9 protein-coding genes are annotated in these 13,451 nt (G+C 49.3%); 3 read left to right on the top strand and 6 right to left on the bottom strand.

Annotated features, from left to right (window positions below):
• Positions 1 to 52: 52 nt before the first annotated feature.
• Together KB186_RS17195 and KB186_RS17190 are read right to left on the bottom strand one after the other, a co-directional pair.
• Complete coding sequence (locus KB186_RS17195) at positions 53 to 697, bottom strand: SurA N-terminal domain-containing protein (RefSeq protein ID WP_173609879.1); 645 nt, start codon at positions 695 to 697, stop codon at positions 53 to 55.
• Between the two features lie 109 nt (positions 698 to 806).
• Positions 807 to 1,226, bottom strand: a complete 420-nt coding sequence (locus KB186_RS17190) for a hypothetical protein (RefSeq protein WP_173609878.1) — start codon at positions 1,224 to 1,226, stop codon at positions 807 to 809.
• Between the two features lie 218 nt (positions 1,227 to 1,444).
• On the opposite strand from KB186_RS17190, the gene KB186_RS17185 reads away from it, so the two are divergent.
• Positions 1,445 to 2,188, top strand: a complete 744-nt coding sequence (locus tag KB186_RS17185) for an ABC transporter ATP-binding protein (protein ID WP_173609877.1) — start codon at positions 1,445 to 1,447, stop codon at positions 2,186 to 2,188.
• The gene (locus tag KB186_RS17180) at positions 2,185 to 3,324 is read left to right on the top strand and encodes an ABC transporter permease (RefSeq protein ID WP_173609876.1); all 1,140 of its coding nucleotides are present in this window, start codon (positions 2,185 to 2,187) and stop codon (positions 3,322 to 3,324) included. Before KB186_RS17185 ends, KB186_RS17180 begins: the two co-directional genes overlap by 4 nt.
• Before the next feature lie 323 nt (positions 3,325 to 3,647).
• On the opposite strand, the gene KB186_RS17175 is transcribed toward KB186_RS17180, so the two are convergent.
• Both KB186_RS17175 and KB186_RS17170 read right to left on the bottom strand, forming a co-directional pair.
• On the bottom strand, positions 3,648 to 5,372 hold the full coding sequence (locus KB186_RS17175) for a methyl-accepting chemotaxis protein (RefSeq protein WP_221867795.1): 1,725 nt from the start codon (positions 5,370 to 5,372) through the stop codon (positions 3,648 to 3,650).
• Positions 5,373 to 5,485: 113 nt separating this feature from the next.
• On the bottom strand, positions 5,486 to 6,250 hold the full coding sequence (locus KB186_RS17170; RefSeq protein WP_232774046.1) for a class I SAM-dependent methyltransferase: 765 nt from the start codon (positions 6,248 to 6,250) through the stop codon (positions 5,486 to 5,488).
• A gap of 292 nt (positions 6,251 to 6,542) precedes the next feature.
• On the opposite strand from KB186_RS17170, the gene KB186_RS17165 reads away from it, so the two are divergent.
• Positions 6,543 to 8,672 carry a multicopper oxidase family protein gene (locus KB186_RS17165; protein WP_232774045.1) on the top strand — a complete coding sequence of 710 codons (2,130 nt, stop codon included), beginning with the start codon at positions 6,543 to 6,545 and terminating at the stop codon, positions 8,670 to 8,672.
• Between the two features lie 57 nt (positions 8,673 to 8,729).
• Here the strand turns inward: KB186_RS17165 and KB186_RS17160 are convergent, their stop codons facing one another.
• A complete protein-coding gene (locus tag KB186_RS17160; protein WP_232774044.1) occupies positions 8,730 to 11,573 on the bottom strand; it encodes a VWA domain-containing protein in 2,844 nt (947 codons plus the stop codon).
• The gene (locus KB186_RS17155) at positions 11,563 to 13,437 is read right to left on the bottom strand and encodes a vWA domain-containing protein (RefSeq protein WP_221867792.1); all 1,875 of its coding nucleotides are present in this window, start codon (positions 13,435 to 13,437) and stop codon (positions 11,563 to 11,565) included. The genes KB186_RS17160 and KB186_RS17155 overlap by 11 nt, the downstream gene beginning before the upstream one ends.
• Between the last annotated feature and the right edge of the window lie 14 nt (positions 13,438 to 13,451).

The following is a 13,451-nucleotide window of genomic DNA, read 5'->3' as shown; positions in this document are numbered from 1 at the left end:
AAAGACCTCGCACTCATGTAAGAGGACAAGGTCTTTTGGTATATGTTCTACACTATGGAGCAGGTGTTTGTGCTTCCCCTGGCACTGCAGCATCGTCAAAGGACGGGTCGTGCCAATCTACTTTGTGTTTTTCCTGAAGCGTATTTAACCAGGTGCCGTAGTTCTGACTGCGATTTTGGTCAGTCAGCATCATCTTGATATGATCTTTAACTTTATCAAACTCAGGTGTCGGTGACCCCAGCTGTGCTTTATTTGTATTGTAGTAGGTTTTGATTTGCTCCTCGGTAACCGGGAATGCTTTATCCAACAACTTATCCCGTGTCATGAGCACGTTCAACTTATCCCGCAGCTGGGCCTCGGTCATTCCCATACTCTTCAAGTAGTTCTGGAATGCCTCAGGTGAACCTACCTGTTGTTTCATCGAATCAATCTCTTTATTCATATCTTCTTGCGTCACCGCGACGTTTTGCGCCTTGGCTTCCTGCTTGATTAACGCTTCCGCAACAAGTTCATGTATCGTTTGTTTTCCGTACGTTTTCTTCATTTCACCGTAAAGCTGATTTTGTGTAATCGAGGTATCGCCAGCCGTTACCAATACAGGGTCATTGCCTTTTGCCCATGATTGATAAAAACCTAATACAGCTAACCCCGTTAATAATATGGCAACCGAAAGCATGGAAATATCAAACTTCTTCACTTGGATATCCTCTCTTTCTATAATCTGCCCTCCAAGTATAGAAAGAAGTTATGGTAGAAAAATGGAAAGCGTATTACACAACTTTTCCACATTCTAAACATATTATGCGCTACATAAAAAATCGGGTAAAAAAAGAGGAGAGAACGGAGGCGATGACAGGACCTAAAACTGCCCAAACCTGTAAAAAGCGTTCTTGTTTTCTGTCTTTTTCTACTTCCATAAACTGAGCAAGTGCTTCCTTGTCCCGATTTTCGTTTGACAGTAGTTGCAAGATAATGTCTTTGTCTTTTTCCGTCTTCTCTGCTTTCGTTTCTAACTCAGTCTGCAGCTTGTTCAAAACTTGCAGTACATCATAACGCACATCCTCCATGCGTCCCAACCGATGTTCAATTCGTTCCAACCACTTCGTGACGACTATCATTTGTCCCTCAAGCTGATCGATTCGTTCTTCGAATTTGTCTAATTTCAAATAGATACGTTGGATATGCTGATCTATATCTTTCTGATTTTCATATGGTCCCGCTGTCATAGATTCCACCTCCCCCGTCCGTCCTTTATACTACTTGTTTATGTAGCGGAGAGGAGCATTGCTTGTACGGTTATCCCGCTTTGTTCAGTCTCGTGTAAAAAAAGGCGGCAAACAAATGTATTTCCAAATCCTGAATTCAGCTAAAATAGATGAAAGACTATCTAGCATTTCTCTCAAATAAACGGGGACAAAACCGTTTATTCATTAAGGAGGATACCATGACAACCTTGTTGGAGGTAAAAGGGGTAACGGGTGGGTACTCTTACAACCACGCTGTAATCAAAGACGTCTCCTTTCACATACGCGAAAAAGAAATCGTGGCCCTAATCGGGCTGAATGGCGCAGGCAAAAGCACGACAATCAAGCATATTTTAGGACTCTTGGAGCCCACCGCAGGTGAAATCAGCATTGCAGGGAAGACCTTTCAATCCGACCCCGAAAACTATCGTTTGTCTTACGGGTATATTCCCGAGTCTCCCATTTATTACGAAGAGCTTACGCTATGGGAGCATATCGAGTTAATGGCCATGAGTCACGGACTGGATCAGGAAGTTTTTTATGAACGGGCACGTCCTCTCTTAAAAGAATTCCGCATGGAGGAAATGAAAGACCGATTTCCTCAGCAGTTTTCCAAAGGGATGCGCCAAAAGCTCATGATTATGATGGCGTTGCTCGTACAACCGCCTCTGTACATCGTGGATGAACCGATCCTGGGTCTGGACCCTCTGGGGATTCGTTCTCTTCTCACGTGGTTGAACCGTTGCAAGGAGCAGGGGGCTGGCATTCTGATGTCTACCCATATTTTGGCGACCGCCGAGAAGCATTGTGACCGATTCATTATTTTGCACAAAGGCGAGATTAGAGCCCAAGGAACGCTTGAGGAGCTTCGGCGTATAACAGGGCTCCCGGATAGCTCCTTGGACGACATATACTTGCATATTGTAGAGGATGACGGCCAGTGAAAATAGACGTAGATCAATTATTTCGCAAACGGTTCCATGCCTTTTCCGTAGAATTCATTCGGTATGCCCAGTACATGGCGAATGGCGGTTTGGCGTTCGTCGGAATCTTTTTGATGGGGTTGCTCGCCTTCTACTACCGCAGCATCATCGCGATGATTCCAGCCTGGTTCCCTTTACCGTATGCCATGGCGCTCGTGATTGCAATCGTCGTGGTGAGAAGCCCCCTGCGCACGTTTTTGTTGGAAGCGGATTTGCTTTTTTTGACTCCGCATGAAGTAAGACTGGATCGCTATTTCCGCAAGGCGCTTGTTTACAATTTTGCGATCCAGAGCATGGTAGTGTTTATCGTCCTGCTCCTGCTCATGCCTATGTATACAGGGGTAGTAGGCGCTCAAGGCGTGCAGCTGTGGGTTTATTGGGGCATTCCCTTGCTCTTGAAGGGCTGGAATATTTACAGCAATTGGACGTTCTTACGTGTGCCAGATCAGAAGAAGATCGGATTCTACACACTGGCTCGATTTGTCTTTTCGTACATCCTCCTCGCTTGGGTATTAAGTGAAGGACATTTCTTGCGCGTAGGTCCTATCCCATTTGGCGTTCTGATCTGCGCTGCGCTTTTGATCTGGCTCCATTCACGAATGTTGACCTACAAGAAAAAACATTCTCTACAATGGTATCGCCTGCTGGCCATCGAAAGCGGCTTGCGTCACCGCTTTTATCAGTTTGTGAACAACTTCAGGGATGTCCCTGCCGTGCAGCACCAAGTGAAGTCACGCTCGTGGCTTATTACCCTGACGAAGCTGCTGCCTTATCGTCAATCAACAGCAGGACATCATTTGTTTACCAAAAAGTTTATTCGCTCTGGTGACTTTGCGGGCATTTATTTCAGACTCCTCCTGCTGTCAAGCTTCGTCGTTCTCATATTGCCCGGCCCGTATGCGAAAATCATTGCCGGTCTGCTCTTTCTCTTCATGACTGCCAGCCAGATTGGTAGCCTTTGGCGGCATCAGCAAAAGCGCAACGGGTATTCAATCTTTCCGATTCGGGATGGTCAGTTGAAACAGGCTTTTAGCTGGTTGCGTATGGTTCTTTTAGGGGTACACGGTTTAGTGCTTTTCCTCATTGGAATTTTGTAGTGTAAGCTTGCCGTTACATGAAAAGCCGCGTGGAAGAAGCGCATTTCCAGTCCAAGCGCCTCTGGAGCCCGACAAAGCGGAGGGCTGAATGGAGGGAGTGCTTTTAGCTTCAACTCTGCGAATTCCTCATCGAAACTTCTACTTTTGAAGCGGCTCCCGCCATTCAGACCGGAGCGGACAGTCTTCACCCCTTGTGGGGCGGAGGCCGAAGCGTAGACTGGAAATGCGCTTCTTCCCCCACTACAGCCACAAAAAAACAGCTCTTCCCGGCATCATCCTGCCAGTAGAAGAGCTGTTTTTTATTTATTGATAAAGTAATTCATCTACAGTCGGAACGTATCCACCTTGCTGCGCAACTCCTGAATGCTGTTTGTCACCTGCTCCGTTTCAGACACGAACTGATCAACGTTTCCACTGACCTCATGCATCGTAGCAGATACTTCTTCGGTGGCTGCTGCTGTTTGTTCCGAGATGGCAGTAACCGTCAACACGGATTCATTCACCTTGTTCTGACCGTGCTTCATCGTCTCTACACTTGCCATCACATTCGCTAGCGACGTCTTCAAGGTATGCGTCATGTCAGACAGCGCCGTAATGCCTTGTGTGACGGAATCCAAACGCTCTGTACCCGCATTGTAGCGATCCAGTGTCGCATTTGTCTTTTCCGTCGCTTGTCTTACCTGATCTTGAATGTCTTTGATGCTCTCCTGAATGACATGAGTTGCCGCACCTGTCTGTTCAGCCAGCTTGCGAACTTCCCCCGCTACCACAGCGAAACCTCTGCCCGCTTCGCCAGCACGCGCGCTCTCGATGGCTGCATTCAGCGCCAGCAGATTGGTTTGTCCGGCGATTTGCTGAATCGTTTCAATCACGTCGTTAATTCGGCTCGATTTTTCTTCGAGAATCGCCATCGTATTTTGCACTTCATGAAATTGTTTGTTCGTTTCGGTTCCATCTGCCAAAAACTCTTGCAATACTTTATAGCTGCTCTCTCCGATATCAGACACACGATTGGATACTGCATCCATCTCGTCAATCGCCGTATTCAATTCAGACAGCTCGCTCAAGAATTCTTGAACCGTTTGCACTGTCATCTCCATCGCGGTTGCTGTCTGCTCATTCCCTTGGGCAATCTCTTGGCTGGTGACCACGATGTTTTTGTTTTGCTCGCGGACAGAGTGGGCACCTTCCCGAATGGAATTCGCCATGCTGTCGATATGCTCCGTTGTCTCTTTTACTCCACCAATGATTTGACGCAGTTGTGCCGTCATCTCACCAAAAGCAACGACAATTCGGCCAATCTCGTCTTTTTTGTTGGAAACAGAAATCTCTGTAGACGTGAGATCACCGGAAGCAATCCGCATAGACGCCTCTTGTACAACTTGCAGTGGACGAAGCATCTTTTTGATCAGGAAGAATACAGCAACCAAAGAAATGATCGTTACGACAATCATAGCGATAATGATGCGTGGCATGGTTTCATCCAAAACCTGATCATTAATCAACTCTACTTTGTCTGCCGCAGTATCTACACCTAGCACAGCAATTACTTGACCAGATGGATCTTCAATCGGTACGAATGCACTTAGGTAGTCCCCGTACACAGGGTCTTTGACGATTGGCGTGCTGTTCGAACCGCCTGCCAGAGCAGGAGCAATATCAGCCATGCCGGTAGAGGTCGTCTCTTGACCGATTGTAGCTGCTCCCTCAGCTCCTTTCGCCGTTCCATCCACCATAATCTTTACTTTTTCACCGTCTGTATGAAGAATATAAACATAAAGGGCACCTGTTTTTTCGGTGTACTCAAGCAACAAATTTCGGATTGACCAGTAGTCGTCAGATTCTTGTGGCTGAGATATAAATTTCGCTATCTTCTCTGAATCAAGCCCTTGGGAGATATGCAATGCTGTGTTGATGCTTGAGCGCGAGAGTGTCTTTTCAACAGTGGTTACGCTGTTTTCGTAAATCATGATAATATTAATTGCCATCATGACGGCAATGATCACCGCTACAAGAGCAACGACCCGTGTTGCCAAGCTCTTACTCATCCTGCCTCACTTCTCCTTCGCCGGTTACGATATGTGTATAAAAAAAGCACCCAAAAAGGGTGCTTTTCCTAAACACTCCCTACCAGTCTTATCGACAATCGGTAGTGATTTAATTAGGACTTTTGTTGGACAATCATGAGAAATCGATGGGTAGGAATATCGATGTACCCGACCGCTTCGATTTTCTGGTGCAGATCGAGCAAGGCTTGAGCGTACTTTTCTACAGTAAAGTCGCGAATCTGCCATTCGATAGCCTTCAAGTAGTAAACAATGGCACCAATGTCGTAGAAACGGGAAAAGCTCATTTCCTCTTTTTGCTCCACAATCGTAAGACCAGCTTCCTCCAGTTCGTTGACTGCATAGGCAAGATTCCAGTGCAAGTAATCTGGCGGAATTGGAGCGCCCAGCAATCGATTCAGCTCGAGATTGTCTTGACCGCCTACTTGCTGGGTAACAAATGTGCCCCCTGGCTTCAACAGGCGCTTCATTTCAGACGGCAAATAAGCTTCATGCCGATTGATAATCAAGTCGAGTGACTGATCCTCAAAAGGCAATATTTCTTCTCCGTCTACCGGAAACACACGAACACCCAAGGGCTCCAGATTGGCTTTTGCCACCGCTACATTCGGCTCATAGCCTTCTGTCGCAAACGTCTCCTGAGGGAATGGCGCAAGTTTAGAAAACAGTTCTCCACCACCTGTCCCCATTTCCAGCATAGAGCGAATCCCTTGCATGTTCTTTTTCACGATGTTTACATAGTTCCATCCAAGTGGTGCATCCCGCATCCTGCCTGTCGCAGTCAATCTGGCAAAATCCCACCCAGCGAATGGTGCCTCCACTTCCTCTTGAAAGCTTTTGATCCAATCCTTATTTTCCATGTCTGCTTCTCCTCTCGTTTATACCAGTCTGTTCGCGTCCAAACCAGACGAGGCAGGAGGAGCCCGAGCGCGTTGTTACGTTTGTACAAAATCAAAGGACATGAGATAAAGTCCCCTTCCCAATATTCTGACAAAACAAAAAAGAATACCAAAATTGTAATGGATATCCTGTATGTAGATCAAGTGTACTTCTCCGACTTAAGACGGAGTGAAAATACTGCCCCGGTACGTTTGGTCATCAGCCGTTTCTCTATATCATTAGTATCGAACAGGTAAACAGGAGGAACTGATCATGGCTGATTTTGAAGTGCTTGCCGGGATTCATCAAGGATTGTTTCTGGTCCTTCTCATCGTCATGCTGGTCCCGACAATCATGGCAAACCAACTCGTTTTCCGTCCGACGAAACGGGCTTTCATAAACAGTGCTCGCATCACCTTATGTTTTTCATGGTCGGCCCTTTTTGTATTTGCAGGTCATTTGGTGATGACGTGGGTTTTGTTTGAAGCCTTTGGCTGGCTTTACATAAAGGATACGCTGCTTGGCTTTTTACCTTTTATTTTTGTTCCATTGTTATGCAGCCTGCTCTCTACTTTTCCACGACTGTGGGAGTTGGCCGGGAAAGGGGGCAAAGAGTCGAGGCAGTCAGAAGTAGATACGGATGATACCCGAATTTTGTTACAAGAGAAAAAGGTTAGGCCTGTAAAAACAAACTCCCCTGACCTAGACGACACGTTGGATGCAGAGTGGCGAGGAGACGCATCTTGCCCCGAATTGCTCGTTCCGTTGCAAGCTAGCGTCTTGGGCTGTCTGATTGCACTCTTCCTACAAGTCTTTTTTCCTGCTGTTACGTTGGAGCCGTCCATTTTGTTTCTCGCTTGGGGTGTATTATTAGCCGGTGTCTCCCTTCTTTGGATTCAGCAATCTTGGCAGCATCAATACCACTCCACTGCGGAAAACTGGGTAAAACCACGCCGTCTGTTCCGCTTTATCCGTTTTGCCGCGTTTCTTCTGATGACTGCTTTACTTGCGACGGTCTGGGGAAATCAAGCGATGATAGCGAGCCGCCTTCCCAATCATTCATCTTTGGAAGGCGAGAATCAGGACGATCACACTCTCCCCGATTTCGATTTCCCTGTAAAGGCAAGTGCACATTCGATGCCTGCTACAGGGAAATCGAAAAGTGGCGATGTATCAACGAAATCAAAACAAGAAAACCCTGATCGAACGTTTTCGCTGACTGCACAGAAAACAACCATCCGACAAGCATCAGGCCAAACCGTAGAAGCATGGACCCTGAATGGAAAATATCCTGGACCTGAGCTGCGTATGAAGCAAGGTGAACTCGTCGAAATCACCCTGCTGAACAAGGATATCTCCGAAGGGGTAAACATCCACTGGCATGGCATGCAGACTCCCGCTAGCGATAATCGCATTGCAAAAGGAGAAAAATCTGTTTTTCGTTTTCGCGCAGAACAAACAGGAACGTATTGGTATCATTCTCATCAGCAAATTCCCGGGCAAGTAGTGAATGGGTTATTCGGTGCCCTTGTGATCGAATCAGCCGATGCCGCCACTACAGGCGTACCCATCCGGGACATCGCCCTAATTCATCACAAGGACGTAAAGGCAGGCACGACGTTAAACGGCTCAGATACACGAAAAATCGAAACGGTTACTCCTGGCACAACGGTTCGCCTTCGCTTTATAAACGCCGAAAATGCTCCTGTCACCTACTTGCTGCAAGGAACTCCTTTTCAGGTAGTAGCGATTGACGGAACCGAGGTCAACGAACCGAATCTGATTGCCAATCAAGCATTGCAGCCTGGGTCAGGCGGTCGATACGACATTCAGTTTACGATGCCGAATCGTCCCGTGCTATTTGCTCCAGCTGTAAACCAGCATGACAAAGGGCTGCTCTTAAGTCCAGACGGGTCCAAAGATGCTGTACCCTTGTTACACGCAGAGCTTTCCGTCTTTGACCCTGCACGTTACGGCAGTCCGACTGCCCTTCCTTTTGATCTCTCTTCCCATTTTAATCGGGAGTATCAACTGCTCATTGATGATCAGTACGGGTTTTATGACGGTAAATTCGAGCGATTGTCGACTGTAAATGGCGACTTGCTTCCTGAAACACGGATGATGCTTGAAGAGGGTGATCTCATAAAGCTGACCTTCGTCAACCGCAGCTTTCAGGATCAATCACTGTATCTGCACGGTCATCACATGCTCATCTTGAGCCGGGACGGCAAAAAAGTTACAGGAAGTCCATGGTGGACGGACACTCTCCAGATAGCGCCAGGTGAAACCTATGAAGTTGCTTTCCGCGCGAATAATCCTGGCATATCGATGGAAGGGAGCCTTCCTAAAGATGAATCTGCTTTTGGTATCGCAATCCCGCTCGTATATGAAGAGCATCTCTAAAAAGAAACCAGCAGTCCGTAGCGATAATTCGCCAGGCTGCTGGTTTCTTTTTATCTATTACTGAGACTTTTTTCGGTTCTTGGCCGCTAATAGTCTGTTTAGCGTTTCGTCAGGCTGTGTTTGCTTCTCCTGTTTCTCTTTGGCCTGCTCGTGTTTGACTGCTGCTGGCTTCACCCGATTTTCGGCCGTCCCTACCGGATGAATGATAGGAGCAGATACGACTTTCTGGTCATCTGTCCGCTCTTCGCGTGTCCGTCTTGTCATGGAGCGCTTCTCACCGAGGCGAGACAATACTGCCTGTTGTTCAGAATCGGCAGAAGTGGACGTGCGCAATCTCCATAGACTAGACAGCCTTGCCCACCATTGATCCGGCAACTGCAGACGACGAACAGCGATATCGATCGGCAGTAGCAACGCCGCCAACATGAGTAACCACTCACTGATTGACTGTGTGTCCCATTTAGCGGGAAGCGTGCCACCAAAAGCTTCTTCCGGTTTGGTGATCTGATTCCCTCCACCGGCACTTAGCCACTCTTGAAGTCGCTTGTCACCATCGGCATGTATTCCGTATTCGGGTGAATAGGAAACAGTCAAGCCTGTCGTTTGGCTCGCCGTGACTCGGCCTTGATTTTTTTGAGAGATCTGAATCATGTACGTGCCCGGATCAGCCGTCTCGAATTCACCCTCCATGACGCCTGGCGCAACCGGCTTAAGCTTGATGATCTCTCGCTTCATCTCTTGATCGAGAACGACTGCCTCCATCTCTTGAGGCAGGCTTCCACCAGCTGGCATCGTTACCCTCACATTGCCTTTTGCGCCGTTCACGCTCGTGGTCGTCTTCCAAGCACCTTCTGTAATTTGTGGGAAAGTCCATGCCACGATTTCGTTCCACAGACGGCTGTTTCCTCCCCAAGCCACCCAGTCCGGTGACCACTTCCCTTCCAGATCACTCGTCCAGGCGACAGAACGCCCCAGACCGTACTGCCAACGGGTGAGAATCGGATCATCGTCAGCACTCATCAAGGATGATTCGGCTGTTTGCTTCGGTGTTGTTGCAATATACGCACGCACCGGAGGCAAAGCTTGCTTCAGCGCAGGCCAAGCTCCCACCCCTGTATAGCCTGGTACTTGGGGCTTCTCCACAATAAACGTGCGACTGGCTAGCGCTGTTTCTTTACTGAATATTTTCGGGATGGATTCGGCATCGCTGGCAAAGTAATATCTGCCTTTTCCTAACTCGGCAATCATCTCAAGCAACGACCTATCCGAATCATCACCCAGCGCCACTGTTGAAACGGTAATATTTTCAGCTGTCATTTGCTGTAGCAGTCCCTGGTAATCATCGTTGAGCCCAGACTGCCCATCTGTGAGCAAGATCACGTGCTTACGCTGCGTGTTCATTGCTTTTACACGTTCGTAGCCCAGCTGTAAGGCAGGGAAAATATCGGTCCCGCCATCCGCTTGAATTCTGCTGATCTGCTGTTGGATTTCATCCAGCTTCGTGACAGATTGTGGAGCCACGACATCCCATGGCGTGTCGTCAAATGCGATCACCCCGATGGTGTCTTGGGCATTCATCATGGTTGTCGCTCGTATGGCGGCTTCCCTAGCCAGTGCCATCTTATCCGCACCTCTGGCATCGGAGCTCATACTGCCCGACTTGTCGATGACCAGCTGAAGTCCGAGCGAAGGGAGCTGTTCCTTCCCTTTTAAATCCATGTGAACAGGTAAGGCCTCTTCGATTGGTGTCTGGAACCAGCCACCCATACCGAAGCTATCTTTGCCGCCTGTCATGATCAAACCAATGCCCAAATCACGTACAGCAGTCCGCATGCGTTCCATATCCGCATCAGTCATGCTGGTAGCGGGCACATCTGCCAGTACAATGGAGGCAAACTGCTTGTAACCCTCAAGCTCCTTTGGCAGCAATGCGAGATCGCGTAGCTCTACCTTGGTATTGCCCGCTTCCAGCGCTTGAATGAGGTTGGTAGCGGCACCCGGATGCCCTTCGGCTACGAGTACGACTGGTGCCCCGGCTACCTGCGTATAGGCTGTAGCTTGATTATTCGCTGCTACGGTATCTTGTCGCGGTTCAATTTCCACGCGATAACGATGGAACCCCTGCTGCATCGCTTTTTGCGAAAAAACGAAGCGGTTGTTGCCCTTGCCGATCTGTACCGTTTGCTGGCCCGCCTCGCGATTGCCTTCATACAGGCGAAGGGTTGCCTCGGTCGCTATCGTACTCTCCACATCAACGGTGATGCCGTATTCCTCTCCCGCGTACAGTCTTTGCGGCACCTGTACAGATGTAAGAACGACCTCATCCCCGTTTGGCTGCTGCAAGGAAACAGCCTCCACTGCGATTCCTCGCTCCCTCGCCAGTCTCGTCTGCCGTGCCGCATCTCCGTTTGTTTCCAGACCATCTGTCAACAAGACGACTTTTCCTCTGGCATTGGTAGGGATCATGGCAGACGCCAATCGGATTCCTTCTGCCAAATTGGTTGCATTCCTGTTGACATCCACGCCCAAGGGCTGTACTTCTTGGCGTATCGTCAACGGTTGATCGACCGCCGCCTCCGCCCCTACTGCAATGACAGCATACTTATCCGCTGCCTGCTTTTGACCAATCGCCTCCCGCAAAAAGGAGAGAACTCGCGGATCGTCCTTCATGGAAGCAGATCGGTCTACAACAAACACAATCGTTTTCGCCTGAACAGGTGTCAGCAGCTGTGTCCCTGCCAACGCCAAAACCAGAAGGAGGAACAAGAGCGAGCGAATAGTAGCAATTGTCGCCTTTCTGCCGATTGGCATTTGCTTTTGATGTCGCCACCAGCTGATGACCACGTAGGCAACAGGAAGCAATAGCAACAGGAATAGCGGCTGTATAAAGTTAATACCCACGCTGATACACCCTCCATTCCACCAATAACACCAAGAGAGCAAACGCCGCCAACCAATAGGTCAACTCCTTCGTTCCCAGTCCTCCTGTTGTGCCAGTCGCTGTCGCTTCCTCACTCTCCTTTTGCTCTTCGGCATTCTTCCGGGCAACGCTCAAAGACTTTGGCGTAATGTTCGATTCTCCCTCATTCATTTGGGCAGGAAAATACGTACTTTTGGTGCCTGTATCTACCCCTTCGTCAAGACGATACAATCCGGTCAGCTCCGGTAGCTGCATCGTTTTGGACGTGGCGTCCTCTGTAAGAGACTGCTGGTGTCCATTCGGATACGTCAAGGTACGTGTTGTCGCTCCCGGTGAGAGTGGGATGGTCAAGACCTCTCCCGGATGGGCCATTGGGATTGGGGCTGTCTGACCAGGAGACAGCCAGTTGACGACATTTTGCATGAAGATCGGAAAAGCAGGACGCAACGGGAAGTCCGATGCATGCAAATCAAATCCGATGATGACCACTCGCCGACCGTCTATGATCCCCGCTCTGACCAAATCGACATCGCCCGCGCGTACCAATGGCTTCATACCAGGCATCTCGTCCAATGCGTATCCTTTGGCAACGTGCACGTCTCGCCAATCTACGTGATTGAGCAGCGGGTCATCGGGGGAAACTGGCCTTGGCTGTTGATCCAGTTCTTTTTCTCCAGCGAGCGGCAACCACTTTGTTTTCTTGTTCGGGGCAATCAATAAAATGTTTCCTTTTGGCAGCTCGTCTGGTACGACTCCGTCAAAAACCCACAGGTCACGCGCAGCCGCCGCTGCATCCGGTGCCTGCTGAATCGTTTCCACCTCAAGACTTCCGACTGTCTGCAATACTTGATGGAGGAAGCGATTGCCCTCTGGCGAATACAACGCTGCTTTTCCTTTCCCTGTAGCGAATGGAACACTCCACTTGACATTATCCTGGGAAAGTCCATCCTGCTCCGGTTCGATGACTGCACGATAGACGCGAGACACCGCCAGCCTCTGAAACGAAAATGTCTGGGAGCTACCTGCCCCCACCGCAAAAGAATCGGTATCCAGCAGCTTATCTTGCTCATCGAAAACCGTTACTTTTCCTTTCGCCGTCATACTGCCATGATTGTCCACCCGCAGCAGTCCCTCTACCCCTTTTTCCGTAGGCTGGGTCACAAAAACACCGATTGCGGTATTCTCGCGGGTGCTCCCCATCTGCATGAACTGAAAGCTCCCGGAAAAAGCAGGGACTGCGCCTCCATCCAGCTTGCGTTCCCCGCTTCCGTCCCCCATCCAAACCACTCCACTGCCTGGTTCATTCTCTGCAATGGCTCCTGCCAAAGACAAGGCTGCGATTTGATCGGATGTCCCGGAAAAAGGCGCAAGCTTTTCGATGGCTTGCAAGAGCGGCTCTTTTTCTGCACTTTTGGAAACCAAAACATTCGGCTCACGCCCTGCCTCAATGAGGGTCATCGTCTGGCTGCTTCCCAGCTTCTCTACGAGTGCTTTTGCCTGTGAAACGGCTCGTTCCAGCCGCGTCTCGTTTCCTTCCTTGGCCATCATGCTCCCTGATGTATCCACGACCAAAATGGTATGGTCGGATGTGATTCCCTCAGTGGGCACAGCCGGTCGTACCAAAGCCAGCACGAGCAAGCACGCAGCGAGCAGTTGCAGCAGCAAAAGCAGGTTGCGCCGCAGCCTTTCCCATGGTTTCACCGCTTCCCAGTTTTGCAACGTGCGCTGCCACAGGAGTGTACTTGGTATGACACGATCCTCTACTTTTCGCTTGAGCAGGTAGAGGACGATGATGGCCGGGATCATCAGCGCAAACCACAAGTTGCCCAAACCCATCCACTGCATGTTGTCTCTCTCCT

The organism is Brevibacillus sp. AF8 (assembly GCF_021270385.1).
In the GTDB taxonomy this organism is placed as follows: Bacteria; Bacillota; Bacilli; order Brevibacillales; family Brevibacillaceae; genus Brevibacillus.
Note: the sequence above shows the minus strand (reverse complement) of the source record. Positions and strands in the feature narration are given on the sequence as shown.